This window comes from Bradyrhizobium sp. STM 3561, assembly GCF_045571455.1.
GTDB classification, from domain to species: Bacteria; Pseudomonadota; Alphaproteobacteria; order Rhizobiales; family Xanthobacteraceae; genus Bradyrhizobium; species Bradyrhizobium vignae.
Window position 1 is genome coordinate 7219487 of record NZ_CP120695.1, and the last position, 26599, is coordinate 7246085.

General features: G+C 65.1%; 25 protein-coding genes, 1 tRNA gene and 1 riboswitch. Of the genes, 19 read left to right on the top strand and 7 right to left on the bottom strand.

The annotated features are described in order from the left end of the window. Positions 1 to 156 precede the first annotated feature (156 nt). Positions 157 to 669 carry a GcrA family cell cycle regulator gene (locus P6U28_RS34165; RefSeq protein ID WP_122406082.1) on the bottom strand — a complete coding sequence of 171 codons (513 nt, stop codon included), beginning with the start codon at positions 667 to 669 and terminating at the stop codon, positions 157 to 159. 461 nt (positions 670 to 1130) lie between these two features. On the opposite strand from P6U28_RS34165, the gene P6U28_RS34170 reads away from it, so the two are divergent. From P6U28_RS34170 to P6U28_RS34190, 5 genes are all read left to right on the top strand, one after another. Beyond that, on the top strand, positions 1131 to 2339 hold the full coding sequence (locus tag P6U28_RS34170) for an aspartate aminotransferase family protein (protein ID WP_407120624.1): 1209 nt from the start codon (positions 1131 to 1133) through the stop codon (positions 2337 to 2339). Next, entirely contained in the window at positions 2339 to 3262 is a 924-nt protein-coding gene (gene argF / locus P6U28_RS34175) for an ornithine carbamoyltransferase (RefSeq protein WP_122406080.1), read from the top strand. The genes P6U28_RS34170 and argF overlap by 1 nt, the downstream gene beginning before the upstream one ends. Before the next feature lie 248 nt (positions 3263 to 3510). Further along, positions 3511 to 4518: an Hsp33 family molecular chaperone gene (locus P6U28_RS34180; RefSeq protein WP_129145932.1), complete on the top strand. Its 1008-nt coding sequence runs from the start codon at positions 3511 to 3513 to the stop codon at positions 4516 to 4518. A 650-nt stretch (positions 4519 to 5168) separates the two neighbouring features. Beyond that, positions 5169 to 6269: an IS4 family transposase gene (locus tag P6U28_RS34185; protein WP_407120625.1), complete on the top strand. Its 1101-nt coding sequence runs from the start codon at positions 5169 to 5171 to the stop codon at positions 6267 to 6269. A 385-nt stretch (positions 6270 to 6654) separates the two neighbouring features. After that, positions 6655 to 7614, top strand: a complete 960-nt coding sequence (locus tag P6U28_RS34190) for an IS110 family transposase (protein WP_122406484.1) — start codon at positions 6655 to 6657, stop codon at positions 7612 to 7614. Positions 7615 to 8147: 533 nt separating this feature from the next. Here P6U28_RS34190 and apaG read toward each other — a convergent pair. Further along, the gene (gene apaG, locus P6U28_RS34195) at positions 8148 to 8540 is read right to left on the bottom strand and encodes a Co2+/Mg2+ efflux protein ApaG (RefSeq protein WP_025033430.1); all 393 of its coding nucleotides are present in this window, start codon (positions 8538 to 8540) and stop codon (positions 8148 to 8150) included. A 197-nt stretch (positions 8541 to 8737) separates the two neighbouring features. Between apaG and P6U28_RS34200 the strand changes: the two genes are divergently transcribed. The 3 genes from P6U28_RS34200 to P6U28_RS34210 are packed head-to-tail and all read left to right on the top strand — an operon-like array spanning position 8738 to position 11778. Continuing rightward, positions 8738 to 9994 carry an OpgC domain-containing protein gene (locus P6U28_RS34200; protein WP_122406076.1) on the top strand — a complete coding sequence of 419 codons (1257 nt, stop codon included), beginning with the start codon at positions 8738 to 8740 and terminating at the stop codon, positions 9992 to 9994. Beyond that, complete coding sequence (locus P6U28_RS34205) at positions 9994 to 10773, top strand: SGNH/GDSL hydrolase family protein (RefSeq protein ID WP_122406075.1); 780 nt, start codon at positions 9994 to 9996, stop codon at positions 10771 to 10773. Before P6U28_RS34200 ends, P6U28_RS34205 begins: the two co-directional genes overlap by 1 nt. Before the next feature lie 12 nt (positions 10774 to 10785). Next, positions 10786 to 11778, top strand: coding sequence for an SGNH/GDSL hydrolase family protein (locus P6U28_RS34210; protein ID WP_122406074.1), 993 nt, complete (start codon positions 10786 to 10788; stop codon positions 11776 to 11778). A gap of 115 nt (positions 11779 to 11893) precedes the next feature. On the opposite strand, the gene P6U28_RS34215 is transcribed toward P6U28_RS34210, so the two are convergent. Beyond that, positions 11894 to 13081 carry an O-succinylhomoserine sulfhydrylase gene (locus P6U28_RS34215; RefSeq protein WP_162500500.1) on the bottom strand — a complete coding sequence of 396 codons (1188 nt, stop codon included), beginning with the start codon at positions 13079 to 13081 and terminating at the stop codon, positions 11894 to 11896. A gap of 73 nt (positions 13082 to 13154) precedes the next feature. Next, positions 13155 to 13234: riboswitch (SAM riboswitch) on the bottom strand. Positions 13235 to 13314: 80 nt separating this feature from the next. Between P6U28_RS34215 and P6U28_RS34220 the strand changes: the two genes are divergently transcribed. The 3 genes from P6U28_RS34220 (at position 13315) to P6U28_RS34230 (ending at position 16705) form a co-directional block, all read left to right on the top strand. Beyond that, positions 13315 to 14451 (top strand): 2'-deoxycytidine 5'-triphosphate deaminase, encoded by a 1137-nt coding sequence (locus P6U28_RS34220; RefSeq protein WP_129146290.1) that lies wholly within the window; start codon positions 13315 to 13317, stop codon positions 14449 to 14451. Positions 14452 to 14554: 103 nt separating this feature from the next. Further along, positions 14555 to 14968 carry a PAS domain S-box protein gene (locus tag P6U28_RS34225; RefSeq protein WP_129146289.1) on the top strand — a complete coding sequence of 138 codons (414 nt, stop codon included), beginning with the start codon at positions 14555 to 14557 and terminating at the stop codon, positions 14966 to 14968. Positions 14969 to 15262: 294 nt separating this feature from the next. Then, positions 15263 to 16705 (top strand): MATE family efflux transporter, encoded by a 1443-nt coding sequence (locus P6U28_RS34230; protein ID WP_407120626.1) that lies wholly within the window; start codon positions 15263 to 15265, stop codon positions 16703 to 16705. Between the two features lie 21 nt (positions 16706 to 16726). Here P6U28_RS34230 and P6U28_RS34235 read toward each other — a convergent pair whose 3' ends face one another. The 4 genes from P6U28_RS34235 to P6U28_RS34250 form a co-directional block, all read right to left on the bottom strand. Continuing rightward, positions 16727 to 17128, bottom strand: a complete 402-nt coding sequence (locus P6U28_RS34235; protein ID WP_129146287.1) for an SRPBCC family protein — start codon at positions 17126 to 17128, stop codon at positions 16727 to 16729. Between the two features lie 147 nt (positions 17129 to 17275). Then, positions 17276 to 17635, bottom strand: coding sequence for a VOC family protein (locus P6U28_RS34240; protein ID WP_162500498.1), 360 nt, complete (start codon positions 17633 to 17635; stop codon positions 17276 to 17278). 56 nt (positions 17636 to 17691) lie between these two features. Beyond that, on the bottom strand, positions 17692 to 18531 hold the full coding sequence (locus P6U28_RS34245) for a helix-turn-helix transcriptional regulator (protein ID WP_407120627.1): 840 nt from the start codon (positions 18529 to 18531) through the stop codon (positions 17692 to 17694). Positions 18532 to 18540: 9 nt separating this feature from the next. After that, a complete protein-coding gene (locus tag P6U28_RS34250; protein ID WP_407120628.1) occupies positions 18541 to 19119 on the bottom strand; it encodes a methylated-DNA--[protein]-cysteine S-methyltransferase in 579 nt (192 codons plus the stop codon). Positions 19120 to 19294: 175 nt separating this feature from the next. On the opposite strand from P6U28_RS34250, the gene P6U28_RS34255 reads away from it, so the two are divergent. From P6U28_RS34255 to P6U28_RS34290, 8 genes are all read left to right on the top strand, one after another. Next, positions 19295 to 19368: transfer RNA gene (locus P6U28_RS34255), tRNA-Gly, on the top strand. Between the two features lie 174 nt (positions 19369 to 19542). Continuing rightward, the gene (locus P6U28_RS34260; RefSeq protein ID WP_129145881.1) at positions 19543 to 20124 is read left to right on the top strand and encodes a helix-turn-helix domain-containing protein; all 582 of its coding nucleotides are present in this window, start codon (positions 19543 to 19545) and stop codon (positions 20122 to 20124) included. A 17-nt stretch (positions 20125 to 20141) separates the two neighbouring features. Then, positions 20142 to 20615 carry a GNAT family N-acetyltransferase gene (locus P6U28_RS34265; protein WP_164937225.1) on the top strand — a complete coding sequence of 158 codons (474 nt, stop codon included), beginning with the start codon at positions 20142 to 20144 and terminating at the stop codon, positions 20613 to 20615. 180 nt (positions 20616 to 20795) lie between these two features. Continuing rightward, entirely contained in the window at positions 20796 to 21851 is a 1056-nt protein-coding gene (locus P6U28_RS34270) for a LacI family DNA-binding transcriptional regulator (protein WP_407120629.1), read from the top strand. 82 nt (positions 21852 to 21933) lie between these two features. Next, positions 21934 to 23388, top strand: coding sequence for a xylulokinase (gene xylB, locus P6U28_RS34275; RefSeq protein ID WP_129145879.1), 1455 nt, complete (start codon positions 21934 to 21936; stop codon positions 23386 to 23388). Beyond that, positions 23389 to 24711 carry a xylose isomerase gene (xylA, locus tag P6U28_RS34280; RefSeq protein ID WP_407120630.1) on the top strand — a complete coding sequence of 441 codons (1323 nt, stop codon included), beginning with the start codon at positions 23389 to 23391 and terminating at the stop codon, positions 24709 to 24711. It begins immediately after the preceding gene. A gap of 12 nt (positions 24712 to 24723) precedes the next feature. Then, positions 24724 to 25482 (top strand): ATP-binding cassette domain-containing protein, encoded by a 759-nt coding sequence (locus P6U28_RS34285; protein WP_407120631.1) that lies wholly within the window; start codon positions 24724 to 24726, stop codon positions 25480 to 25482. After that, positions 25482 to 26564 carry an ABC transporter permease gene (locus tag P6U28_RS34290; protein ID WP_164937224.1) on the top strand — a complete coding sequence of 361 codons (1083 nt, stop codon included), beginning with the start codon at positions 25482 to 25484 and terminating at the stop codon, positions 26562 to 26564. The genes P6U28_RS34285 and P6U28_RS34290 overlap by 1 nt, the downstream gene beginning before the upstream one ends. The last annotated feature ends 35 nt before the right edge of the window (positions 26565 to 26599 follow it).

Here is a 26599-nt window from a genome sequence, read left to right on the forward strand (position 1 = left end):
CGAAAGGGTAACTCGGAGTCCCCGTAACCACGTCTTGCGGTGGCTATTGGTCCCGGATCTGCGCGCGCTTGTGGCGCGCTTGCCGGGACGACTTCGGGTATGTTGAGCCGTCAGCGTGTGACGGCGCCGTCTTTGCAATCAGCTAGATCAACAAACTCACCGCGTGCCCGGCTTCGCCGGCGCGCGGCGGCGATCCGCTGTGGGTTGATAGGCCACGCGCGAATGCTGCGCGCAGTAGGGCAGGCCGGAGAGCGCCTTGCCGCCGCAGAAGAAGAAATCCGGGCTCGAGGGATCGCCGACCGGCCAGTGGCAGGTCGCCTCGTTCAATTCCAGCAGCGACAGCCGCTGGCTCATCGGCACCACGTTGTCGTAGGTGACAGGTTCGGCCTCCACCTCGACCTCGAAGGCCTGCGCCAGCGCGGTGTTGCCGCGTGCGACGGGGCGGGTCACCCGCATCATGTGCTGCGCGGGCCGTGCCTTGCGCGGCCGGGGCGCTGCCGATGAAGGGCTCTTGGCGCGGCCGGACAGACCGAGCCGATGCACTTTGCCGATCACGGCATTGCGGGTCACATTGCCGAGCTCCGCCGCGATCTGGCTGGCCGAAAGTCCGGCCTCCCAGAGCTTTTTCAGCTGCTCGACGCGATCATCGGACCAGGTCAAAACCGTCATTGCACCCTTTCCCTCGCTGCGCGCCTGCCAACCTCTGGCCTTCGCAGCGAATGCCTAAAGCCTTGAAAAACCCGTGCCGCCCGAATCCCTTAAGGCTCGCCGGGCGCGCTCAAGGACGCCCGAACGTTTACGCCGGTACATGAGGACTCTTGGGATCAGAACCGCTGCACGAGATGTCGTATCTGACAGTCCAAACGCTACAATATGGCGTGACTCCCGCGCAAGAGTCCGCCGACTCGCTTCCACATGTTCCGTGGTGAAAACCCCGCAAAATCGGCACCGCAAGACTACGGATTCAGCGTTTCGCGAGGCTTTCCGGGCGGCATTGACACCCGTCTTGCCAGGCATAAGATAGTCTCACGTGCCGCCCTTAAAAGGCGGCACGTTTCGTTTTCCGGGGCCGGTCGATGGTGCGTTGCGCAATGCACGTCTCACACCGTCCGCAACATTCAAGTGACGTCATGACTGACAGCGCCGCGCCGCATTTGCTTCCCGTTTTCGCCAGGGCCGACCTCGGTTTCGAGCGCGGCGAAGGCTGCTGGCTGATCGCGGCCAATGGCGACCGCTATCTCGATTTCACCTCGGGCGTGGCGGTGAATGCGCTCGGCCATGTCCATCCCGCGCTGGTCAAGGCGTTGCAGGAGCAGGCGACGAAGCTCTGGCACATGTCGAACCTGTTCCAGAGCCCGGACGGCGAGAAGCTCGCGGCGCGTCTGTGCAAGGAAAGCTTCGCGGACTTCGTGTTCTTCTGCAATTCCGGCGCCGAGGCACTGGAAGGCGTGATCAAGCTGGTGCGCCATCATCACTTCTCCGACGGACATCCGGATCGCTACCGCATCATCACCTTCGAGGGCGCCTTCCACGGCCGCACGCTGGCGACGCTCGCCGCCACCGGATCTGCAAAATATCTCGAGGGCTTCGGTCCGCCGATGGACGGGTTCGACCAAGTGCCACATGGCGACCTCGACGCCGTGAGGAAGGCGATCGGCCCGCACACCGCCGGCATCCTGATCGAGCCGATCCAGGGCGAGGGTGGCGTTCGTTCTGCGCCTCCCGGCTTTCTGAAGGCGCTGCGCGAGCTCTGCAACGAGCACGGCATATTGCTCGCCTTCGATGAGGTGCAGACCGGCATGGGCCGCACCGGCGATCTCTTCGCCTATCGGCGCACCGGCGTCACGCCCGACGTGATGTCGCTCGCCAAGGCGCTCGGCGGCGGCTTCCCGATCGGCGCGGTGCTGGCGACCGCGGAGGCGGCCGCTGGCATGGGGCCCGGCTCGCACGGCTCGACCTTCGGCGGCAATCCGCTCGCGATCTCGGCTGCGAACGCCGTGCTCGACGTCATGCTCAAGCCCGGCTTCTTCGACCACGTGCAGAAGATGTCGCTGCTGCTCAAGCAGAAGCTCGCCTCCGTGATCGACCGTCATCCCGATGTCGTCAGCGAGGTGCGCGGCGAGGGCCTCCTGATCGGCATCAAGGCCGTGGTGCCCTCGGGCGATCTCGTCGCAGCGCTGCGCGGCGAAAAACTGCTCACGGTCGGGGCTGGCGACAATGTCGTGCGCTTCCTGCCACCCTTGATCGTCACCGAGGCGGAGATCGAGGACAGCGTCGGACGGTTGGAGCGCGCCTGCGCTGCGATCTCGTCCAGTCAGACCAAGCGGGTGGCAAGTTGATGAGCAAGTCGCCGAAGCACTTTCTGGATATCAACGAGCTGCCGCTGTCGGAGCTCAAGAGCATGCTCGCCGCCTCTTCCGCCATGAAGGCGAAGCAGAAGGCGCATCAGCCGGTGAGACCGCTCGAAGGCAAGACGCTGGCGATGATTTTCGAGCGTCCCTCGACCCGCACCCGCGTCTCGTTCGACGTCGGCATGCGCCAGCTCGGCGGCGAGGCGATCATGCTCACCGGCGCCGAGATGCAGCTCGGCCGCGGCGAGACCATCGCCGACACCGCGCGCGTGCTGTCGCGCTATGTCGACGCCATCATGATCCGCATCCTCAATCACGATGCGCTGCTGGAGCTTGCGGCCAACGCCACCGTGCCCGTCATCAACGGCCTGACGCGGCGCTCGCATCCGTGCCAGGTGATGGCCGACCTCATGACTTATGAGGAGCATCGCGGCCCGATCGAGGGCAAGACCGTGGCCTGGACCGGCGACGACAACAACGTGCTGGCGTCCTGGGCCCATGCCGCCGAGCGTTTCAAATTCCAGCTCAACGTCGCAACGCCTCCGGAGCTCGCGCCGAAAAAGGCGATGCGCGACTGGATCAAGGCGACTGGCGCGCCGATCGTGCTCGGCAACGATCCGGAAGCCGCGGTGCGCGGCGCCGATTGCGTCGTCACCGACACCTGGGTGTCGATGGGCGACAAGGAGGGTGAGCACCGCCACAACGTTCTCAAGCCCTACCAGGTCAATGCCAAGCTGATGTCGCTCGCCAAGCCCGACGCGCTGTTCATGCACTGCCTGCCCGCCCATCGCGGCGAGGAGGTCACCGACGAGGTGATCGATGGCCCGCAATCGGTCGTGTTCGACGAGGCCGAAAACCGCCTGCACGCGCAGAAAGGCATTCTGGCCTGGTGCTTCGACGCGGTGAAGTAGCGGGGGTTGGCGTTTCGCCGGCCGCAAATACTATTCGTCGTCCCGGACAAGCGCAGCGCCCGACGACGCGCAGCGTTGTCTAGAGCGGAGCCCCGATCCGCGAGGACTCGGAGTTCTCGGCTCGCGCTATCATCCAATCCTGTGGTTATGGATGCCGGATCTGCGCTTGCGCTTGCCCGGGACGACACTGAGTTTGGGGCGCTTCACCCCCCTTCCATTTCCCACTCTCTGACCCCAGATAAAGCGCCATGGTTTCCCAATCCCCTGACATTAAAACCGGGCCTGAAGGCCCGGTTCGCGCACCATCGGCGGTTCCAATCGACGACGCCGTGCTGCCTTACGAGGTCGACGCGCTCGACGTGCGCGGGCGTCTGGTGCGGCTTGGTCCGACGCTGGACGACATTCTCACCAAGCACGACTATCCGGCGCCGGTCGGCAAGCTGCTCGGCGAGGCCATCGTGCTGACGACGCTGCTCGGCTCGGCGCTCAAATTCGAGGGCCGCTTCATTCTTCAGGCCCAGACCGACGGCCCGGTGTCGTTCCTGGTGGTGGACTACAAGTCGCCGGACCATCTGCGCGCCTATGCCCGCTTCGATGCCTCGCGCTTGGGCACGGCGAAGGATTCCGGCGCGCTGCTCGGCCGCGGCCATCTCGCCATGACCATCGACCAGGGCCCCGACATGAGTCGTTACCAGGGGCTGGTCGCGCTCGACGGCGGCAGCCTGGAAGACGCTGCCCACGAATATTTCCTGCGTTCCGAGCAGATCCCGACGCGCGTGCGCCTCGCGGTCGGCGAGGAGTGGCGCAGTAGCGACGGCGGCAAGCATCGCTGGCGCGCCGGCGGCATGCTGATGCAGTTTCTGCCCAAGGCGCCGGAGCGCGCACGTCAGGCCGATCTGCATCCCGGCGATGCGCCCGAAGGCACCGAGGCGCACAGCGTCACTGAGGACGACGCTTGGGTCGAGGCGCGCTCGCTGATCGAGACCGTCGAGGACGTCGAGCTGATCGATCCCGAGCTCTCGGGCGAGCGGCTGCTGTTCCGCCTCTTCCACGAGCGCGGCGTGCGCGTGTTCAATCCGCAGGTTCTCGATGCGCGGTGCTCCTGCTCGCGAGATGCGGTCGCCTCGATGCTCAAGAGCTTCTCGCCCGACGACCGCGCCGCCATGGTCAAGGACGACAAGGTCGTCGTCACCTGCGAGTTCTGCTCGTCGGTGTACCAGTTCACGCCGCACGAGGCGGGCGTGGGGGGCGCGTAGACGGCGTCCGTAGCCCGTAGCCTGTGTCGCCCTCTGTCAATCCCGTCGCGCAAAGATATTCCGCTTTACCGAAATTCGGATTTGGCGTATGTGTCGCCCATCCCGGCTCATTCTCGAGGGGCGATCATGAGGTCGTCATTGTCGCGAGCCGGGCTTGCGGTGGACGCAGCAGCGTCGTGTACGAGATGTCAAGGGCAGGGCGGATTGCTCTCCGTGAGCCCGAGGCTTCGTGCGGACGAGCGGCGCTGTCAGGTTCGTCGCGTCAGCATTTCGGTGGCAACGTGCACAACGCCGTCGAACCCTGTGGCGCCAACGAACCGTGCGTACGGCAAAACCGTGTGGTCCTGGCCGTCGTTGCTACGGTCAAGCTCTTGCGGAGGCGGCAGTCGCGTCAACCGGCGCGGTGCTGGTGAATTCCGTGAGCGCGAGGGAGGCCAGAAGGAATTCGGCTCCCAGGAGAGCGCGGTATAAGCCGTCCGACCATCGCGCAGGGAAGGCCGAGTGATTGGCTCCACCTGTATGCTGCTGTGCAGTCTTTTTGCGCGATCCTTTCGCGCAGCAGACCGCGGGTGCGAGGTCAGCACCCGGTCTTCCCCATAGGCGTTAAGTTTGTTCTTGAGTGTTGGAATCACACGTGATTCCAAGGCGGGATGGCAGACGAATCGCTTCTGAACGAGGACTGGGCGAGAGTGGTTACGCAGCTCGGCGGGGCTGCGCAGCTTGAAATAAGTGCGCGCCAGACGAAGGCTTTCGTGCGGCGGCGCCAAATTCCAGATGCGGTGGCGTTACTTCGGCTGATGCTGGCCTATTGTCTGGGTGAAAGAGGGTTGAGATCGACAGCCGCGTGGGCCGCTTCTGTTGGCCTTGCCGACCTCAGCAGCGTGGCGTTGTTCTATCGCCTGCGTCAATGTGGCGATTGGTTTGCAGTGCTGGTGGAGGGCTTGCTCGCTGCGGCAGCCCCGAAAGCGAGCCGAGGCCGCCTGATCCGCATTATCGATGCGACGACAGTGCCTCAGGCAGGACCGGCTGCGCGCAGGAACAGTGAGCTTTGGCGCGTTCATAGTGCATTCGATCTGCCATATGAGCGCTTTGGTCACTTCGAGCTGACAGATCAGCAAGAAGGCGAAACGTTTGACCGGATACCGGTGGTCAAGAACGAGATCCGCATTGCTGACCGCGCTTATCTACAACCTGACCGCATCGCCGCTGTGCGCGACGCCGGGGCAGACGTTTTGATCCGAGCGGGCTGGAAGAACGCACGTTGGCTTGATGCCAAAGGCCTTCCGTTCGATCTGATGGCCCAATTGCGTGCGCCGAAGGCGCACGGACTGATCGATCGGAGGATTTGGATCAAACGCAAGGACGGTGCGCCTCTGGCTATGCGTCTGGTCGCAGTCAAGAAGCCCGCCGGTGCAGTCGCGGCTTCGCGCCGTAAAGCCCGGCGCGACGCACAAGACGAAAACCGCGTCATCTCCAAAGAAACTCTGGAAGCCGCGGATTGGGTCATTCTGGTCACGTCGCTCGCGCGGGACGAGTTCTCCACCAAGGATGTACTCGCGCTCTATCGACTGCGATGGCGCATCGAACTTGGCTTCAAGCGACTGAAGAGTCTGATTGGTCTCAAGACGCCACCTGGAACCGATCCGCGCTCCGCCAAGCCCTACTTGCTGGCACACCTCTTGATCATCCTGCTGCTCGAGCCGCTTGCCCGCGACTTCGAGGACTCTCCCCGCTGGACGCAGGCCGCCTGACGGCACCTGGCGCTTGGCGTGTTTTGCAACAACTCGTTGCATCCTTGCTACAAGCGATCATTCCACAACCAACCATCCGTTGCTTTCGCCGCAGAAAGCGAGCGCTTGGGCGGCACCTGCGCGAGCCTCCTCGAAAACGTCCGTATCAATCGATGCTCGCGCTACCTTAACGCCTATGCGGTCTTCCCTGCGCCCTTGTGTCCCCGAAATCTGCCAGAATGTGGCAACGGGCGGTTGGATCAGAACCGCCCGTTGCCGGAACTGAGCCCGTTGCGCCCAAAGGCGACAGAGCCTGCTAAAGAGCAAGGGACAGCTCCGGTGTCTTCCTGAACCCGAACAGTTGCAAGGGCTGCGAGCCCGTACCAGGCAAGGAAGGGAGTGGATGATGACACAAGACGATCTGGTTGTCGTCGGCATCGATGTCGCTAAAGACAAGATTGATGCGTGCATTCGGACCGTAACGGAGCGGAAGACTTGCCCAACAACCGCGGCGGGGCGACGGAGCTTGATTGCATGGCTTCGCAAGCATCAGGTCGGCAAGGCAGTGATGGAGGCAAGCGGCGGCTACGAGCGGGTATGGGCCAAGGCGTTGCGCCAAGCAGGGCTGGAAGTACGGATCGTCGATCCCAAACGGGTTCGCCACTTTGCGGAATCGGCGGGACGCCTTGCGAAAAATGACAAGATCGACGCGGAGATGATCTCCTGGTTCGCCGAGACATTCGGCGAGGCTCCCAGCCAAGTCGACAATCCCGCTCACGAGGAGATGAAGGCACTGGTGAAGGGACGCCAAGGCCTGCTTGACGTCAGGGCTCGCCTGGAAATGCAGAAGGAGCATGAGGCGCCGGCCCTTGTTCAGAAGGCTCGCGCGCGTCTTCTTAAGAAGCTGGCTGACGAAATCGCCGCGCTCGAGACCGCGATCGCGGCGACGATCAAGACAACGCCGGACTTTGCCAAACGCGCCGAGATCATCCAGAGCGTACCAGGCTTTGCTGAGGGGACCGCAATGGCGCTGCTTGGAGGACTACCGGAGCTGGGGCAGGTGAGCGACGAAGTTGCCGCCGCGTTGATGGGCGTTGCTCCTTATGACGACGATAGCGGCAAACGTCGAGGTGAACGCTGCATCAAGGGTGGCCGCCGCTGGGTGCGAAATGCCCTCTACATGCCCTGTGTCGGTGCCGCAACGCTGAACAATCCGGTGTTCAAGGCCTTCTACGAACGGCTGATTGCCAAGGGCAAGCCGCCAAAGGTCGCGATCGTCGCCTGCATGCGCAAGCTGATCATCATCCTCAACACCATGATCGCGCGCGGCGAGACGTGGGATCCGAAGAAATACAGGGTGGCCTGACGAGCGCGCCTATCTCGCGCTCGGACCTCGGCCGAGCGCATGCAAAGCCAACAGACCGGTGAGCGGACGGGGTCAAGGCCGTCAGCCGCCGCAGGCGGGGGCGCGCCAGCGCCAGCCTTGAGGCCGGCCGATCGCCGGGCTACTTCGCCACAGTTGCTCTTGGCTTTCAGAGGGGGAAGCGACGAAGCAAAGCTCGGGCGAGTTGCGCCGCGAGGACGCGAAGGCATGTCTGCAGCCACGCACACGCTGTCACCTCACACTCCGTCATTGCGAGCGCAGCGAAGCAATCCAGAATCTTTCCGCGGCGCGATTCAGGATTGCTTCGTCGCAAGGGCTCCTCGCAATGACGAGGAGGGGAGAGCGTGTACCACACGCCTCTCGCGTGCCCCGGACGCAGCGCAGCGCTCCTTCAGCGGTGCGCTGCAGAGCCGGGGCCCATGTCGCCGCACCGCGCCCTGTTGCCCGGGGTCCCGGCTCGGCGCCGCAGCGCTTCCGCGCGACAGCTTATCCGGGACGAGGTGAACGATGCGCCGTTAATTCAAAACCCGCTTGCTGTCCGGGCTGTCCAGCGAGAATGTCGGCACGTCGATCTCGAACCGCTCGCCGGTTTCGCTGACCATCTGGTAGCGGCCGGTCATGAAGCCCGAGGCGGTCGAGAGCGGCACGCCGGAGGTGTATTCGAAGCGCTCGCCGGGGGCCAGGATCGGCTGCTCGCCGACCACGCCCTCGCCCTTCACCTCCTGCTGGCGGCCGGAGGCATCGGTGATGATCCAGTGCCGCGTCTTGAGCTGCACGGTCTCCTCGCCCGAATTGGTGATGACGATGGTATAGGACCAGAAGTAGCGCGAGCGGTCGGCCGACGACTGCTCCGGAACAAAGTTCGGCTCGACGGTCACTTCGATCTGGCGGGTCACGGCGCGGTACATGGCTGCCATCATACCGAAATCCGGCCGGGGAACCAAACGCCGCGGCTGGCTTTGGCGACATCGTCCCGCCAGAATTCGAGGGGAAGGACGCTCCCCAAGCGAGACACCCTTATGTGATCCGGCTGCTTTGCGAGACGACAGCCGGACCATTAAACTCCTTCAATGTCGCGATTTGCGGAAGGGTTGTTAGGCCCCCGATGACCATTGCCGACCAAGTGACGGGATCGACGATCTCGGGAACCGCGGAAGTCAAACCCGCAGAGGCCAAGCCGCGCGCCGCCGCGCCGGCCATCACGCTGCCCGCCGTCGGCGAGCGCGAGCTCCGGCTCGATCTGTTCCGCGGCCTGGCGCTGTGGCTGATCTTCATCGACCATCTGCCGACGAGCCTGCTCACCTGGTTCACCATCCGCAATTACGGCTTCAGCGACGCCACCGAGATCTTCATCTTCATCTCGGGCTATACCGCTGCCTTCGTCTACGGCAGGGCGATGTTGGAGGGCGGATTCGTCATCGCCACCGCGCGCATCCTGCGCCGGGTCTGGCAGATCTATGTCGCCCACGTCTTCCTGTTCACGATCTTCCTCGCCGAAATCTCCTACGTGGCGACCAGATTCGAGAACCCGCTCTACACCGAAGAGATGGGCATCATGGACTTCCTCAAGCAGCCCGACGTCACCATCGTGCAGGCGCTGCTCTTGCGCTTCCGCCCCGTCAACATGGACGTGCTGCCGCTTTATATCGTGCTGATGCTGGCGCTACCCTTGATCCTGTGGTCGATGAAGTGGAAGCCAGACGTCACGCTCGGCCTCTCGGTGGTGCTCTATGCCGTGACGTGGGAATACGACCTCTACTTCTCGGCCTATCCGAACGGCTTCTGGGCCTTCAATCCCCTGGCATGGCAATTGCTCTTCGTCTTCGGTGCATGGTGCGCGCTCGGAGGTGCGCGCCGCATGTCGCGTATCCTGGCCTCGCCGGTGACCATGTGGATCTCGATCGCCTATCTCGTCGCGGCGTTCTACGTGACGCTGACCTGGTACGTGCCGCAGCTCTCACAGTTCATGCCGAAGCGTATCGAGCAGTGGATGTATCCGATCGACAAGACCGACCTCGACGTGCTGCGCTTCACGCATTTCCTGGCGCTCGCCGCGCTCACCGTGCGCTTCCTGCCCCGGGATTGGCCGGGCTTGAAATCGCGCTGGCTGCGACCATTGATTCTATGTGGTCAGCATTCCCTCGAGATCTTCTGTCTCGGGGTGTTCCTGGCCTTCGCCGGCCATTTCATTCTCGCCGAAGTCTCCGGCGGCGCAGCCATGCATGCGCTGATTAGTCTCTCCGGGATCCTGATCATGTGGGGCGTGGCCTGGGTGATTTCGTGGTACAAGCGCGTGGCTGACAAGAGCGGTGCGAAAACCAAAAACGCCGTCGGCAACGCCGATCTGGCGGGAGGGGGCTGATGAAGGCGAAGGTTCTCCTGAGCCTGATCCTGCTATGCGGTGGCCTCGCCGCGCCTGTGGCGCGTGCGGGCGATGCTGCGCCTGTCGCTTCCCATGCGCCCGCAGCCTGCGAATTGCCGCCCTATCTGCTGACCAGCGAAAGCCAGCTGCCCAAGGTCGCCGACGCCGTCAAGGCCGGCAAGCCGCTCGACATCCTGGTCATCGGCAGCCGCTCGACCACGATTCCGTCGTCGGAGAGCAGCTCATACCCGGCGCGCATGGAGGCGATCCTCAAGGAGAAGCTGCCACCGTCCGAGGTCGTGCACGTCTCCGTAGAAATACAGAGCAAGAAGACGGCAGAGGAGACCGCCTCCACTTTCGTTAAGCTGCTGGAAGCAAGAAAGCCTACTTTGGTGATCTGGCAGACCGGGACCGTGGATGCTATTCGATCCATCGATCCCGATGAATTTCGTAGCGCGGTGACCGACGGGGTTGTTGCGCTGCAAAAGACAGGGGCTGACGTCGTCTTGATGAATTTGCAGTACAGCCCGCGCACCGAAACCATGATCTCGGCGCAGCCTTTTCTCGATAATATGCGCGTGGTGGCGCAGGAGCACGACATCCCGCTGTTCGATCGTTTCGCGATCATGCGGCAGTGGAATGATCAGGGCCAGTTCGACCTGTTCAGCCCGTCCCACGGGCCTGAGCTAGCGAAGCAGGTCCATGATTGCCTTGGCCGGGCGTTGGCACAATTCGTGATCGACGCCGCTCATCTGGAGCCGGCCCAGCAGCAGAATTGAGGTCTAGCGTTAATGAGTTCTCTCCGCCCTTTTTGCCTGACGTCATGGCTGGCCGCGCCCGCAGCCGCAGTGCTGTTGTTGCTGACGCCGGCCTCGCAGTCACGTGCACAATCGCAGTCCGCACAGGCGACACCCGCACCCGCGCAGCCGGCTGATCCCGCGTCCGCTTCGCCTTCCCAGACCACCGTCGCCGCAAGGTCGTCCGAGCAGCGCGGCGTCACGTCGCGCGCCATCGACAAGGTGAAGGAGGTCGCAAAGTCTGCCGCCGACATCTTCAGCCGCGTGCCCTGCCTGCCGCCGAAGGGCGGCTCGAAGGCCATGGGCTCGCTGCCGCATGTCGCAAGCAAGCTCGTCGCCGGCCAGCCCGTCGTCATCGTCGCGTTCGGCTCGTCGTCGACCGCGGGATTCGGCGCGAGCTCGCCGGAATTCAATTATCCGAACCGTCTCGCCGCGCAGCTGCGCCGGCATTATCCGACCGCCGACATCACCGTCGTCAATGCCGGCGTCGGCGGCGAGGATGCACCGGAGATGATGAAACGCCTGCAGACGCAGGTGATCGACGTGCATCCGGATCTGGTGATCTGGCAGGTCGGCACCAACGCCGTGCTGCGCAATCTCGATCCGGCCGAGACCGCAAAGATAGTCGAGGACGGCATCAGCCGCATTCAGGCCGCCGGTGGCGCCGACATCGTGCTGGTCGATCCGCAATATTCGCCGGCCATCAACCAGCGTAAGGAGAGCGCCGGCAAGATGGTGAAGCTGCTCGGCAAGGTCGCCGAGCTCCGTCACGTCGGCATCTTCCCGCGCTTCGAGGTGATGCGCGACTGGCACGAGAACCAATCGATCCCGGTCGAGAGCTTCGTGATCGCCGACGGCCTGCACATGAACGATTGGGGCTACGCCTGCTTCGCCCAGCTGCTCGGCGATGACATCATTCGTTCGGTCGGCCAGATCAGGATCGGTGTGAACGTGCCCGCGGACGTGAGGACGTACCGGCCGATGTAGGCACGCTGCCGTAGGCTGAGCAAAGGCGCACCGCGCCGTGCCCACCATCTCGTCATTGTAGTCGAGAATGGTGGGCACGCTTCGCTTTGCCCATCCTACGAGACCTTCGCTTCCCTCACGCCTTCTCCAGCGCCGCCGTCAAATCCTCGATCAGATCGTCCGCATGCTCCAGCCCCGCGGAGAAGCGGATGAAACCCTCGCTGATGCCGAGCGCGGCGCGGTCTTCCGGCTTCAGGCGTTGATGCGTCGTGGTCGCCGGATGCGTGACGAGGCTCTTGGCATCGCCGAGATTGTTGGAGATCTTCGCAAGCTTCAGCTCGTTGAGCACGCGGAACGCCGCCTGCTTGCCGCCCTTGACCTCGAAGCCGACCAGCGTCGAGCCGCCACGCATCTGCTTTCTCACCAGCGCCGCCTGCGGATGATCGGCGCGGCCGGGATAGACCAGCCGCGAGATCTTGGGATGGCTTGCCAGCACCTCGGCGATACGCGCCGCCGTGTCGGTCTGCGCGCGCACGCGCACGCCCAGCGTCTCCAGGCCCTTGAGCAGGACCCAGGCGTTGAACGGCGATATCGAGGGGCCGGTCTGGCGCATGAAATTGTGGATGTGCTCGGCGATGAAGGCTTCCGAGGACAGGATGATGCCGCCGAGGCACCGGCCCTGGCCGTCGATATGCTTGGTCGCGGAATAGACGACGACGTCGGCTCCCAGCGCGAGCGGGCTCTGCCAGATCGGGGTCGCGAACACGTTGTCGACCACGAGCCGCGCGCCGCCCTTGTGCGCGATCTCGGCGATCGCGGGAATGTCGAGCACGTCCAGCGTCGGGTTGGTCGGGCTCTCCAGGAAGAACGTCTTGGTGTTGGGCTTCAATGCGCGCTGCCACTGGTCGAGATCGAGCCCGTCGACCAGCGTGGTCTCGATGCCGTAGCGCGGCAACAGGTCCTGGATGACATAAAGGCACGAGCCGAACAGGGCGCGCGAAGCGACCACGTGATCGCCGGCCTTCAGTGGCGCCAGGATCGCGGTCGTCACCGCCGCCATGCCGGTCGCCGCCGAACGCGCGGCCTCGGCGCCTTCGAGCTCGATCATGCGACGCTCGAACATCGCGATGGTCGGGTTGGAGTAGCGCGAATAGATGAAGCCGGGATCCTCGCCCTTGAACCGCGCCTCGCACTCCTCCGCGCTGGCGTAGACATAGCCTTGCGTCAGGAACAGCGCCTCCGATGTCTCACCATATTGCGAGCGCAGCGTCCCGGAATGGACCAGGCGGGTTTCGGGGCGGTAGTTGGCAGGCGACTTCGACATAGGGTCCTCCGACATGACCATTGGGCGAAAATGGTCACAAAAAAACCGGCCTGGATATCTCCACTGGCCGGGATCACAGAGGTCCCCGGCCTGTTTAGCGATTTATTTAACGTGGCTGCAAGCCGGCCGGCTCAAATCACCACGGGATAAGTGATGCTCATATTCCGCAATCCCCTTTCCGTCAAGGCGTCCATCGGCTAGCCGTAAAAGGCTGGTATGTCCCGCATTTCGGGATGCGTTTGACCCCTGATGAGGACCTCCGGTTGACGTTCACGGTCGCCGCCGACGCCAATGGTATCCTGCCCGACCGCATGATCGCGGCGATGGCAGAAGAAGGCCTCATCCTGCCCGCATACGACTTCGTGGAGAGCCAGATCCAGCCGGCAAGCCTCGATCTGCGCCTTGGCGACATCGCCTATCGCGTTCGCGCCAGCTTCCTGCCGGGGCCCGGCGCCACGGTCGCGGAGCGTATCGACGAGTTGAAGCTGCACGAGTTCAGCCTCGCTGACGGCGCGGTGCTGGAGACCAACTGCGTCTACATCGTGCCGCTGCTCGAAAGCCTCGCGCTGCCGCCCGAGATCGTCGCGGCGGCGAACCCGAAGAGCTCGACCGGCCGCCTCGACGTCTTCACCCGCGTCATCGCCGACGGCACCCGCCGCTTCGACATGATCGGCGCCGGCTATCACGGTCCGCTCTACGCCGAGATCAGCCCGAAGACGTTTCCCGTGCTGGTGCGCGAAGGCTCGCGCCTCTCCCAAGTCCGCTTCCGCACCGGCGACGCCATCCTCAATGCCGACGAGCTCGACGCGTTGCATGCGGCCGAGCGCCTTGTCGACATCGACGATGCCGATCTCTCGGGCGGCGTTGCGGTCTCGGTGGATCTGTCCGGCGAGAAGGCAAATGGCTTCGTCGGCTACCGCGCCAAGCGCCACACCGGCGTCGTCGACGTCGACCGTCGCTCCGGCTATGCGGTGGAAGATTTCTGGGAGCCGATCTCGGCCCGCCCCGATGGCAGCCTGATCCTCGATCCCGGCGAGTTCTACATCCTCGCTTCCAAGGAAGCCGTGCAGGTGCCGCCCGACTACGCCGCGGAGATGGTGCCGTTCGATCCCCTGGTCGGCGAATTCCGCGTGCACTATGCCGGATTCTTCGATCCCGGCTTCGGCTATGCCGGTGCGGGCGGGCTAGGAGCGCGCGCCGTGCTGGAAGTGCGCTCGCGCGAGGTGCCGTTCATCCTCGAGCACGGCCAGATCGTCGGCCGCCTCGTCTACGAGAAGATGCTGGCGCGTCCCGACGCGATGTACGGCCAGCGCATCGGCTCCAATTACCAGGCGCAGGGCCTCAAACTATCGAAGCATTTTCGGGTGTAGCCCGATCCTGTAGCCCGGACGAGCGCAAGCGCGTTCCGAGAAGGCCTCACTTGTGGCGCGATCCCGGATTAGCTTCGCTCCATCAGGGCTACAAGGTCTCGGCATGACCGATCCATCCCAACTCGACGCAAACATCCTCAACGACGTCGCGGACGCGCTGATCTATTCCGATCGCTCCGGCACGATCATGCGCTGGAATCGCGCATCGACCGCCCTGTTCGGCTTCTCCGCCGATGAAGCGCTCGGCCAGAACCTCGATCTGATCATTCCCGAACATCTGCGCGCGGCGCACTGGAAAGGCTTCGAGGCCGCGCTCGCGAGCGGGACGATGAAGCTTGCGGGCAAACCGACGCTGACCCGCGCGCTGCACAAGAGCGGGGGCAAGCTCTACATCGAGATGACCTTCGCGCTGGTGCGGGACACTGATGGCACAGTGCGGGGATCGGTCGCCATGGCACGCGATGTCACCGAACGCGTCGAGCGCGAGCGGGCCGCCAGGCTTGCGCAAAATTCGTGATGCGGAATTGCCGGGCCGCCGTGGCAGGGCACCCTGCATAGCCGTCACCGATTGCGCGGACAGAGCCTCACCCCTCCCTCTCCCCGTAAGCCCCGTAAGAACGGGGAGAGGGAGACGAGAGAGCCGAATTCCATTCATCGAAATGCGCTCCCGCAAGGCACGCCTGCGCCCTGCGCAGGAGGAATCGGCAATCGCCGTGCTAACAAGCCCCTGCCGCGCCCTGCGCGCGAAGAAATTGATTGGCACACCTGTTCATTGCCGCGCCGCAAATGGCGCTCGCGCCCGGGAGAGGACATGTCCGACATCGCCGAGATTCCGGTCGATGATCACGAGCGCCCGCTGCCGCCGCCTCCGCGGCAGGTCAAGAGCGCGCTGACCGACGGGCCGATCCTGCGCACGCTGCTCTCCCTCGCCTGGCCGAACGTGATCGGCCTGTCGGCCGGCATCTGCGTGGTGATTGCCGAGACCTCCTATGTGGGCCGGCTCGGCGTCGAGGCGCTGGCGGCGATGGCGCTGGTGTTTCCGACAGTGATCCTGACCATGACGATGTCCGGCGGCGCGATGGGCGGCGCTGTGGCGTCCGCCATCGCACGTGCGCTCGGCGCCGGCGACCGTGAGCGTGCCGGCACGCTCGCCGTGCATGCGATGCTGATCGGCATCAGCTTCGGTCTCGTCTTCATGCTGGGCATGCTGATCTTCGGGCCCAGGCTGCTCGAAATGTTCGGCGGCCGCGGCAATGTGCTGGCGCATGCGATCGCCTACACGCAGGTGTTTTTCGGCGGCGCTGTGCTGCCCTGGCTGCTCAACACCATGGCGGGCATCTTGCGCGGCACCGGCAACATGAAGCTGCCGTCATTCCTGATCCTCAACTCCGCGGCCTGGCAGATCGTGCTCGGCGGCACGCTCGGCCTCGGGCTTGGCCCGGTGCCGCAGCTCGGCATGCGCGGCGTCGCGGCCGGCGCGCTGATTGCCTACACCATGAACATCTGCATCATGGGCTGGTACCTGTTCTCCGGCCGCGCGCGGGTCGCGCCGAAGCTTCGAGGCCTTCGTATCCAACGGGCGATGTTCTTCGACATCCTGAAGGTCGGCGCCATCGCCTGCTTCTCGCCGCTGCAATCGGTGCTGACGATCTCGATCTTCACCCACATGCTGGCGAAGTTCGGCACCGCGATCCTCGCCGGTTACGGCATCGGCGCGCGGCTCGAATTCCTGCTGACCTCGATCGCTTTCTCGTTCGGCATCGCCTGTGTGCCGATGGTCGGCATGGCGATCGGCGCCGGCCGCATCGCGCGGGCCCGGCGCATCGCCTGGATCGCCAGTGCTGCCGCTTTCGCCGCGGTCGGCGCGCCGGCGTGCCTCGTTGCGATCTTCCCAGATCTCTGGGTCAACATCTTCACCGACAGCGTGGCCGTGCGCGCGGCAAGCCATCAATATCTCTCGACGGTCGGGCCGTTCTACGCGTTTTTTGGACTTGCCACGACAATGTATTTCTCCTCGCAAGGCGCGGCCAAGGTGATCGGGCCGGTGCTGGCGCAGACGGCACGGCTGATCTACATCGCAGGCGTCGGCTGGTGGCTGTCGACGCACGACGCCAGCGCGCAAAGCTTTTTCTGGCTGGCCGCGAGCTCGATGGTCGTGCTCGGCCTGCTGTCGTGCTCCAGCGTGGTGCTGACGCGCTGGGGGCCACGCGCGACCAAAGCTGCGATCAGGCCGGCGCTTTCGGCTGCCGACTAGCGTTGTGACGGCGATGGGGGGCTAGGCCGCCGCAGCTGGAAATGCCCTTTGCATGGCGGCCACGGCCTCCTTCGTCTGCCCCTGAACGTAAGGCGCGAGCTCGTTCGGCAGCATGTCGATGATCCAGACGAGGCGGCACCTCGATTCGCCGTCGGCAATGACCTGCACCGAGGCGCTGTAATGCTTCAGCCGCTCGTTGTTGATCGCATAGACGAGACGCTGCCGCGCATCGTCGCAATCGACCAGCAACTCGCGCGCCACGGAGCCGTTGGCGAAGCTGACGATGCGCGCATCGCCGTCGAGCGTGCACGCCGTAACGAAGCCCGGCACCAGCCGGTGATGCAGCGCGCCGAAATCGCGCACCGCGTCCCAGACGTCGCGCGCGGAGGCGGGGAGGGGAATGTCGTTGTGGATGGAGGCCATGAAAAGCGTCCTTGATTTCGAAAGGTCGTTGCCGCAAACACCGTCATTGCGAGCACAGCGAAGCAAATCCAGTGATATTTCCGCAGAGACAGTCTGGATTGCTTCGTCGCAAGAGCTCCTCGCAATGACGAAGCAATTGGCTAGAGCTCACACACAAACCGCCTCGACATTATTTCCGTCGGGATCGATCAAAAACGCCGCATAATAGGTCGGGCCATAATCCCTGCGCGGCCCGGCGCCGCCATTGTCACGGCCGCCGCTCTTCAGCCCCTCGCTGTGGAACGCCTTGACCGCGTCGTGGTCCTTGGCGCGAAACGCGATATGCGCACCATCGGCCTTCCGTCCCTTGTTCAGGTGCAGCCACAGCGCTGGCTCGCCCTTCGGCCCGAACCCGGCATAGCCGTCGCCACTGGAACAGACGACGTAACCGAGCGGCGCCAGCACTGCGGTGTAGAAGCGCGTGGCGGCGTCGAGGTCGGCAACGCGCAATCCGATGTGGTCGTACATGATCATCTCCATTGTAGAAGCGTGCCGCGAATGGCACGCGCCGGAGACGACCCTAGTCAGTTGAGGGCAAGCTGCTCTTGGAGAATCTTGCGCTGCCCCTTCGAGGCCTGCCGGAACTTGGTTGGCGACACGCCGGCGGCGCGATGGAAGGTGCGGACGAAATTGGAGAGATCGCCGAAGCCGACGTCATAGGCGATGTCGGTGACGGCGGTGTCGTCGTCGGCAAGCTTGCGCGCGGCGTGCCGCAACCGCGAGCGCACCAGATATTGATGCGGGGTGACGCCGAGCACGCTCGAGAACAGCCGCAGGAAATGAAACGGGCTGAGGCCGGCCTGCTTTGCTGCCTGTTCGAGGTCGAGCTCGGCATGCGAGTTGTCGTCGATCCACAGCGCGGCCTCCACCGCGCGGCGGCGGTCACGCGCAGTCGGCGTGGCCGGCTTGCGGGCCTTGCCGGAGACGACGTCGACAAAACGGCCGGCGAGGATCTGGCCGATCTCGTCGAGGCCGAGGTCGCTGTTGCCATCTGCTGCCGTCTGGGCCAGCTCGCCCAGCACCATCAGTTCGGGCAGCGGCGGTGTCGCGCCGATCTGCCAGGTCTCGCGCCGTCCCCCGAGGGCATCGACCAGGTCCTCGCTGAAGAAGAAGCCGAGGCAGACGTCGCCGCTGACATGCTCATGCGTGCAGGTGTATTCCTCGCCGGGCGCGCCGATCAGCAACGAGCCCGCCACCAGCTCGAAGAAGCCGGCGCGGCAATGGCAGCCGAAGCTGCCAGAGCGCACATAGGCGATGGAATGGCCGGTGCGGCATTCCGCAAACGGCGTGTCGTCCGGTCCCGCATCGCAGCGAAACTCGGAGACCGTCATCGATGGCGTCGTCAGCAGCGCGGTCGCGTCCATCCCGCCTATCTAGGCAGCAGCGCGCGGCGGAGCAACCGGCAGCAGCACCTCGAACAGCGTCTTGCTGGCGACGGGATGGGCGCCTTCGAGCGCCAGCAGCCGTCGCTTGGAGATCACGCCGCCATAGGGCGAGAGCCGGCCGGTGTAATTGCCGGCCTCCAGCACCCGGTGGCAAGGCACGATCAGCATGAAGGGATTATTCGCGATCGCCTGCGCCACCGAGTGCGCCGCGCCGGAGGCGCCCAGCGCCTTGGCCACCTCGTGATAGGTACGCGTTTCTCCGCGTGGAATGGTGCAGGCGAACTCGTAGACCCGCCGGTTGAAGCCGGGCAGCCCGCCGGCATCCAGGCTGACGTCGGAGAAATCAGGATCACTGCCGCGCAGCAGGCCTTTGATGCCCTCGATCGCAAGCTCGGCGTTCTCGGACGGGCGCTGCTCGCGCGCCTCGGGATGGACCTGGAAGATCCGGCGGCGTGTGTCGATCTCCCGCGCCTCCGGCAATTGCACGGCGACCACGCCGCTGCTGCTCCAAATGATGCCGCAGCGCCCCAGCGCCGTGTCGAATATCGCGTACGCGCGCCCCACCATGCACACGCCCCACTCAGTGCACGTTTTCTCCCCCGACAGATCGATCATAACACCGCCACAATGCGGCGCACCTGGAATCTTACCAGGACGTTAACAACCGTCCGGGCGGACGCGCCAAACCGCTTGGCGGGAGGCGCCGTCTCGGCTAATCAGGAGCGGCGCAAGGCGCGCATCCGCGGGCGTAGTTCAATGGTAGAACGGCAGCTTCCCAAGCTGCATACGAGGGTTCGATTCCCTTCGCCCGCTCCAATGTTTCACCGATCGTGATCTCAAGCCGGGCTCGATTGCTTCGGATTTCGCCCGCTGGTGCGAGATTCCAATATATTAGCCCCCCATTTGCCGGCGTTCGACCTTTCGCGCGCTAAGCTCCGTCGTCTTCGCGCGTACGGTCCTGGCGCCGGGGCGTTATGCGAAGAGGAGGTCATGGACCAGCAGAAACTCGACCGCGCGATCGGTCGCCGCCTGAAGACGCTGCGGACGCAGGCGGGGATGACCCTGAACGAACTCGCGGGCCGCTCCGGCGTCAGCCGGGCCATGATCGGGCGGGTGGAGCGGGCGCAGAGCAGTGCGACGGCGGCGCTGCTCGGAAGGCTCTGCGCCGCGCTCGACGTGTCGCTGAGCGATGTCGTCGCGCTGGCCGAGAAGCCACCGGAGCGGCTGGTGCGGTTCGCCGACCAGCCGCACTGGCGCGATCCCGAGAGCGGCTATCGCAGGCGGCATGCCTCGCCGACCGATGCGGCAAGCGGCATCGAGATCATCGTCGTCGACCTGCCGGCTGGCGCGCGGGTGCCGTACAGCCCCTGGGGCCGCAACGCCTTCACCCAGCAGCTGTTGATGCTGGAGGGCGTCATCGCCGTGCATATCGATGCCAAGGCGGTGCGGCTGCGGGAGGGCGATTGCCTGGATTTCGACGTGATGCGCGCCGTGATCTTCGAGAACGAAACCAAGCAGGACGCGCGCTACATCATCATCACGCGGCGCGGCGCCTCCTATGGCAAGATGTGAGACAGGAGATCCTGATGATGCAGATCCGCACCGGCGACACCCATGATCCGCGCGTCATCGCGCTGCTCGATCATCACGTTGCGGCCGCGCGGGCGCAGACCGCGCCGGGCAGCGCCCATGCGCTCGATCTCGCGGGGCTTCGCGCGCCCGAGATCGCGTTCTGGACCGGCTGGGATGGCGAGACGCTGGTCGCCACCGGTGCGTTGAAGACGCTCTCGGCTGACCACGGCGAGGTGAAGTCGATGCACACGCTTCAGACAACGCGGCGACGCGGCTTCGGCGGCCAGATGCTCCGCCACATCGTGACTGAGGCTCGTGCACGCGGCATCAGGCGTCTCAGCCTCGAGACCGGCTCCTGGGACTATTTCAAGCCGGCGCACGCGCTCTATCAGGCGCACGGCTTCATCGCCTGCGGCCCGTTCGACGGCTATGTCGAGGATCCCAACAGTCTGTTCCTGACGCTTGACCTGTCGGTGCCGGCGCGCCGGTAGATCAGGAGCGCGTCTCCTCGATCTCGTCGAGTGCGCGCTCGGGGGCGATGTCCCGGGCGGCTTCCTCCAGATCGCGGGCCCGGTCGAGGAGCTGTTCCTCGAGTTGGCGGCGACCGGGGATGGCCGGTGCTCGGTCAAAATGAGTTGCGCACCTCAAAACACCTCTGCTAGCCTTCAGCCATGGCCGAGACTCTCACCCCGTCTGCGCTGACGCTGAAGGACATCGCCCGCGAGGCCGGCGTCAGTCTCGCGACAGTTGACCGCGTCCTGCACAACAGGCCGGGGGTGCGCCCGGATACGGTCCGCCGCGTCAAGGAAGCCATTGAGCGCAATTCGTTCCAGCCGCATGTGGCCGCCGCCGAGCTCGCCCGCGGCCGCGCCCGCCGCTTCGCCTTCGTGATGCCGTCGGGGCCGAACCCGTTCATGCAGCAGATCGAAGCCTATCTCGGCGAGATGGCGGCCTGGCTCTCGGCCCGCCGCCTCAGCGTCGAGATGGTCCCGACCGACGTGTTCGATCCTTCCGTGCTCGCCGCTTCGCTGGAGGCGCTGTCGGGCGCATATGACGGCGTTGCCGTGGTGGCGCTGGACCATCCCGGTGTCCGCGCCGCGATCAACGACCTCGTCGATGCCGGTGCCAAGGTGGTGACGCTGGTTTCCGACGTGCCGTCCTCGCGCCGCCACCATTATGTCGGGATCGACAACATCGCTGCGGGCCGCACCGCCGGCGCGCTGATCGGGCGCCTGGTCGGCGGGCGGTCCGGCAAGGTCGCGATCGTCGCGGGCTCGCAGGGCCTGCGCGACCACGCCGAGCGCATCTTCGGCTTCAACCAGGTGATGGCGTCTGAATTCCCCGGCCTCGACGTGCTGCCGGTGCTGGAAGGGCGCGACGAGGACGACCGCTCGGAACAGCTGCTGGCACAGCTGCTCGGCAGGCATGCCGACATCGTCGGCCTTTATAACGTCGGCGCCGGCACGCAGGGCGTTGCCAAAGCGCTGAACGACAGGGCGTTGAACGAGGCTGGTCGCGACAAGCTGGTGTTCGTCGGGCACGACGTCACCGCGTTGACGCGCCGATTGCTGCTGCAGGGCGTGATGGACGCCGCGATCTCGCAGAACCCCGGACATGAGGCGCGCGCCGCCGTGCGCGTGCTGCTGGCGCTCGCCCGCGGCGAGCCGATCTTGCGCGAACAGGAGAAGATCAGGATCGAAATCGTGATGCGGGACAATCTGCCTTAGCGGCAGGTGGATTTCGAAAAGGCCCGCTGCGGGGCAAGGCGACGCAAGATCGCGCGCCGCAGCATGCGAAAGGGAGGGTGACGTGTATCTCGGAATCGACATCGGCACATCCGGTGTGAAAGCGGTGCTCGTGAGCGAAGCCGGCGCGGTTGTCGCGACGGCGCCGCGCGAGCTTGCGCTGTCGCACCCCGCGCCGCTGTGGTCCGAGCAGGACCCCGATGCCTGGGTCGATGCGACGATCGGCGCAATCGACGATCTCGCCGCGCGCCATTCGCGCGAGGTTGCGCAGGTTCGCGGCATCGGGCTGTCAGGTCAGATGCACGGCGCGACGCTGCTTGGCGAGGACGGCCAGCCGCTGCGTCCGGCCATCCTCTGGAATGACGGTCGCTCGCAGGCCGAATGCGCAGCTCTGGAGCGGCGCTGTCCCTCGCTGCATGCGATCGCCGGCAATCTCGCGATGCCGGGCTTCACCGCGCCGAAGCTGCTGTGGGTGGCACGGCATGAGCCGGAGATATTCGACCGCATGGCAAAGGTGCTGCTGCCGAAAGCCTATGTGCGCTATCGCCTTACCGGCGAGATGGTCGAGGATATGTCGGATGCTGCCGGCACGCTGTGGCTCGACGTCGGCCTGCGCCGCTGGTCCGCGTTGCTGCTGCATGCCACCGGGCTCGACCTGCACCACATGCCCCGCCTCGTCGAGGGCAGCGCGGCGAGCGCATTGCTCGCGCCGGACTACGCGCGGCGCTGGGGCATGACCGGGAATGTCGTGGTCGCGGGCGGCGCCGGCGATAATGCGGCCAGCGCGATCGGACTCGGCGCCATTGCGCCGGGCGATGCTTTCCTGTCGCTGGGAACGTCGGGTGTCCTGTTCCGCGTCACCGATCGCTTCGCCGCCGCGCCGACATCGGCCGTGCATGCTTTCTGTCACGCGCTGCCCGGCCTGTGGCATCAGATGGGCGTGATGCTGTCGGCGGCGGCTTCGCTCGCGTGGCTGTCTGGCGTGATGGAGACGCCGGCCACAACGCTATTGGCGCCGCTCGGCGAGCGCGTCGATGCCCCGAGCCCGATCAAATTCCTGCCCTATCTCGATGGCGAGCGCACGCCGCACAACGATGCCGCCGCCAGCGGCGCCTTCATCGGCTTGCGCGGCGCGACCGGCCGGAGCCAGATCGTGCAGGCCGTGCTGGAAGGCGTCGCCTTTGCCGCGCGCGACAATCTGGCGGCGCTGAGCGCAGCGAGCGGGCGGATTGCCGAGGTCGATCTCGTCGGCGGCGGCTCGCGCTCGCCGCTGTGGGCGCAGATCTGCGCCGACGTGCTCGGCATTCCCGTCCACCGGGTCGAGGAAGGCGAGGTCGGCGCCGCGCTCGGCGCCGCGCGGCTCGGCCGGCTCGCCGTAACCGGCGAAGATCCCGCGGACGTCTGCACCCGTCCGCGGCGGCTTGCGAGCTTCACGCCCCGTGCATCTGTAACAGCGGCCTATGACGAGGCCTATCGTCGCTGGCGCGCGCTTTATCCCGCATTGAAGGAGCCTGTTTAAGTGAACCTGTCAGCCAAATTCTTCGATGCAAGCGCACCCATAGCCTTCGCTGGCAAGGATGCGGAAAGCGCGCCCGCCTTCCGCTGGTACGACAAGGATCGCCTCGTGCATGGTCGCAAGCTCGAGGATCATTTGCGCTTTGCGGTCTGTTACTGGCATTCGTTCTGCTGGCCCGGCGGCGATCCCTTCGGCGGTGAGACCTTTTTGCGGCCCTGGCACCACGGCACCGATCCGATGGCGATGGCGCGGGCCAAGGCCGATATCGCCTTCGAGCTGTTCCGCCTGCTGGACGTACCCTTCTTCACCTTCCACGACGTCGACGCCGCGCCGGAAGGCGCTTCGCTCAGCGAGTCCGTTGCCAATCTCAACGCGATCGCCGATATCTTCGAAGCGAAGATGGCCGCGGCAAAGGTCCGCCTGCTCTGGGGTACCGCGAACCTGTTCACGCATCGCCGTTACATGGCGGGCGCAGCGACCAATCCGGACCCCGACATCTTCACCTATGCCGCCGGCCAGGTCCGGGCCGCACTGGAGGTGACGCACCGGCTCGGCGGCCAGAACTATGTGTTGTGGGGCGGACGTGAGGGCTACGAGACGCTGCTCAACACCGATCTCGAGCGCGAGCTCGACCAGCTCGGCCGTTTCGTCTCGCTCGTCGTCGAGCACAAGCACAAGATCGGTTTCAAGGGCCCAATCCTGATCGAGCCGAAGCCGAAGGAGTCGACCAAGCATCAATATGATTTCGACGTCGCCACCTGCTACGGCTTTCTCGAACGTTTCGATCTCCTCAACGATGTCAAGCTCAACATCGAGCAGAACCACGCCATCCTCGCCGGCCACTCCATCCATCATGAGGTCGCGCTGGCCGAGGCGCTCGGCGTGTTCGGCTCGCTCGACATCAACCGCGGCGACGATCTGCTCGGCTGGGACACCGACCAGTTTGCGATGAACGTGCCGGAACTCGCCTTGGTGTTCCACGAGATCCTGAACCGCGGCGGCTTCACCACGGGCGGGCTCAACTTCGACGCCAAGATCCGCCGCCAGTCGATCGACCCCGATGATCTCATCCACGCCCATGTCGGCTCGATGGATGCCTGCGCGCGTGCCTTCCTCGCCGCCGCCGACATGCTCGACGCCGGCGTGCTCACCACACCGCTTGCCAGGCGCTATGAGGGCTGGGCTGGGCCTGAGGGCAGGGCCATTCTCGGCGGTCAGCGTTCGCTCGCCGATCTCGCCGACCGTGCGATGTCTCCCGGCTTCGATCCGCAGCCCCGCTCCGGCCGGCAGGAATATCTGGAATCCCTGGTCAACCGCTATGTCTGAGGAAGGCCGCTGATGACGAGAGCTGACGCGACACCGGTCCTCGAACTCACCGGCATCGGTAAGGAGTTCGGCGCGATCCGCGCGCTGCACGGCGTCGACATGCAGGTGTTCCCCGGCGAGGTGGTCGGCCTGATGGGCGACAATGGCGCCGGCAAGTCGACGCTGGTCAAGATCATCGCCGGCAATTTCCGCCCCACTCACGGCGAGATCCGCTTTGCGGGCAGCGCGGTCCACTTCAACCGGCCGGTCGATGCCCGCGCCGTCGGCATCGAGGTCGTCTACCAGGATCTCGCGCTCGCCGACAATCTGACCGCCGCCGCCAACGTCTTCCTCGGCCGCGAGCTGAAGCGCAAGTTCGGACCCATCGCGCTGCTCGACCACAAGGCGATGGCGGCGCGGGCACTGGAGCTGTTCGGCGAACTGCGCTCCGAGACGCGCCCCGACGATCTCGTCAAGCAGATGTCGGGCGGCCAGCGCCAGGCGGTCGCGATCGCGCGGACACGGCTCTCCAACGCGCGGCTGGTGATGATGGACGAGCCGACCGCGGCGATCTCGGTGCGCCAGGTCGAGCAGGTGCTCGGCCTAATCCACCGGCTGAAGGAGCAGGGGGTCGCCGTCATGCTGATCTCGCACCGCATGCCCGACGTGTTCGCGGTCTGCGATCGCGTCGTCGTCATGCGCCGCGGCGAGAAGCGGGCCGACAAGCCGATCCACGAGACCTCACCGGAGGAAGTCACCGCCCTCATCACCGGCGCGAAGGAGGCGGCGTGATGGCCGTGCCCTTGGAATCACCGATCAGTTTCACCAATGTCGGCCGGATCAGATGGTGGCAGCGCGGCATCTTCGCCTCCCAGACCGGCTATGTCCTGATCGCGCTGGCGGTGCTGCTGGTGATCATGCATTTCGCCAGCCCCTATTTCTTCACCGAAGGCAACATGCAGAACGTGGCGAAGAATTTTTCCTTCATCGCCATCGCCACGCTCGGCGTCACCTTCGTGATCATCACCGGCGGCATCGACCTCTCAGTCGGCTCGATGATGTGCTTCTCCGCCATGATCACCTCGATGGTCATGACCGAGCTGTCGACGCCCGGCGGGCTCGGCGCCTCGCTGTTCGTGCACATGGCCGCCGACGGCAAGACGGTGGTCGCTAACGTACCCGGGCTGATCCTGTTGATCTCCGTGGCTGCGGGCCTCGGCGTTGCGCTGATTGCGGGTCTCGTCAACGGCTTCTGCACCGCCGTGCTGGGCCTGTCGCCCTTCGTCACCACGCTCGGCATGCTCTCGATCGTGCGCGGGCTCGGCTATGTCGTTTCCAATGGTCGCGGCAGTTTTCCGGGCGGCCCGGACGCCGACTACTTCTACGGGCTCACCTCGGGCGACGTGCTCGGCGTGCCCATGCCCTTCATCTATCTCGTGATCCTCGCGCTGGCGATGGCGGTGGTGCTCCATCACACCTCGTTCGGCCGCCATGTCTTCGCGCTCGGCGGCAACGAGAAGGCGGCGGAGCTCACCGGCATTCCGGTCGTACGGGTGAAGATCGAGGTCTATGTGATCTGCGCGCTCGCCGCGGGCTTGCAGGGCATCATCATCTCCGGTTGGCTGGGATCGGCGCCGGCCAACATGGCGACGTCCTACGAGCTCAACGTGATCGCTGCGGCCGTGATCGGCGGCGCCAACCTTGCCGGCGGCATCGGCGGCCCACTTGGCGCCATCGTCGGCTGCGTGCTGCTGGAAGTGATCCGCAACGGTCTCGTGCTGGCACAGGTCTCCTCCTACTGGCAGCAGACGCTGGTGGGCGTGATCATCATTCTGGCCGTGCTGGTCGACCGGATCCGTTCGCGGATGAGCTGACGTCATGTCATCCCGGGAAGGCAACCAAATGCCGC

Excerpts from the sequence above, each read along its gene's own strand:
- P6U28_RS34165 (WP_122406082.1), bottom strand. The coding sequence starts at position 669 with ATGACGGTTTTGACCTGGTCCGATGATCGCGTCGAGCAGCTGAAAAAG.
- P6U28_RS34170 (WP_407120624.1), top strand. The coding sequence starts at position 1,131 with ATGACTGACAGCGCCGCGCCGCATTTGCTTCCCGTTTTCGCCAGGGCC.
- argF (WP_122406080.1), top strand. The coding sequence starts at position 2,339 with ATGAGCAAGTCGCCGAAGCACTTTCTGGATATCAACGAGCTGCCGCTG.
- P6U28_RS34180 (WP_129145932.1), top strand. The coding sequence starts at position 3,511 with ATGGTTTCCCAATCCCCTGACATTAAAACCGGGCCTGAAGGCCCGGTT.
- P6U28_RS34185 (WP_407120625.1), top strand. The coding sequence starts at position 5,169 with ATGGCAGACGAATCGCTTCTGAACGAGGACTGGGCGAGAGTGGTTACG.
- P6U28_RS34190 (WP_122406484.1), top strand. The coding sequence starts at position 6,655 with ATGACACAAGACGATCTGGTTGTCGTCGGCATCGATGTCGCTAAAGAC.
- apaG (WP_025033430.1), bottom strand. The coding sequence starts at position 8,540 with ATGTACCGCGCCGTGACCCGCCAGATCGAAGTGACCGTCGAGCCGAAC.
- P6U28_RS34200 (WP_122406076.1), top strand. The coding sequence starts at position 8,738 with ATGACCATTGCCGACCAAGTGACGGGATCGACGATCTCGGGAACCGCG.
- P6U28_RS34205 (WP_122406075.1), top strand. The coding sequence starts at position 9,994 with ATGAAGGCGAAGGTTCTCCTGAGCCTGATCCTGCTATGCGGTGGCCTC.
- P6U28_RS34210 (WP_122406074.1), top strand. The coding sequence starts at position 10,786 with ATGAGTTCTCTCCGCCCTTTTTGCCTGACGTCATGGCTGGCCGCGCCC.
- P6U28_RS34215 (WP_162500500.1), bottom strand. The coding sequence starts at position 13,081 with ATGTCGAAGTCGCCTGCCAACTACCGCCCCGAAACCCGCCTGGTCCAT.
- P6U28_RS34220 (WP_129146290.1), top strand. The coding sequence starts at position 13,315 with ATGCGTTTGACCCCTGATGAGGACCTCCGGTTGACGTTCACGGTCGCC.
- P6U28_RS34225 (WP_129146289.1), top strand. The coding sequence starts at position 14,555 with ATGACCGATCCATCCCAACTCGACGCAAACATCCTCAACGACGTCGCG.
- P6U28_RS34230 (WP_407120626.1), top strand. The coding sequence starts at position 15,263 with ATGTCCGACATCGCCGAGATTCCGGTCGATGATCACGAGCGCCCGCTG.
- P6U28_RS34235 (WP_129146287.1), bottom strand. The coding sequence starts at position 17,128 with ATGGCCTCCATCCACAACGACATTCCCCTCCCCGCCTCCGCGCGCGAC.
- P6U28_RS34240 (WP_162500498.1), bottom strand. The coding sequence starts at position 17,635 with ATGTACGACCACATCGGATTGCGCGTTGCCGACCTCGACGCCGCCACG.
- P6U28_RS34245 (WP_407120627.1), bottom strand. The coding sequence starts at position 18,531 with ATGGACGCGACCGCGCTGCTGACGACGCCATCGATGACGGTCTCCGAG.
- P6U28_RS34250 (WP_407120628.1), bottom strand. The coding sequence starts at position 19,119 with ATGGTGGGGCGCGCGTACGCGATATTCGACACGGCGCTGGGGCGCTGC.
- P6U28_RS34260 (WP_129145881.1), top strand. The coding sequence starts at position 19,543 with ATGGACCAGCAGAAACTCGACCGCGCGATCGGTCGCCGCCTGAAGACG.
- P6U28_RS34265 (WP_164937225.1), top strand. The coding sequence starts at position 20,142 with ATGCAGATCCGCACCGGCGACACCCATGATCCGCGCGTCATCGCGCTG.
- P6U28_RS34270 (WP_407120629.1), top strand. The coding sequence starts at position 20,796 with ATGGCCGAGACTCTCACCCCGTCTGCGCTGACGCTGAAGGACATCGCC.
- P6U28_RS34285 (WP_407120631.1), top strand. The coding sequence starts at position 24,724 with ATGACGAGAGCTGACGCGACACCGGTCCTCGAACTCACCGGCATCGGT.
- P6U28_RS34290 (WP_164937224.1), top strand. The coding sequence starts at position 25,482 with ATGGCCGTGCCCTTGGAATCACCGATCAGTTTCACCAATGTCGGCCGG.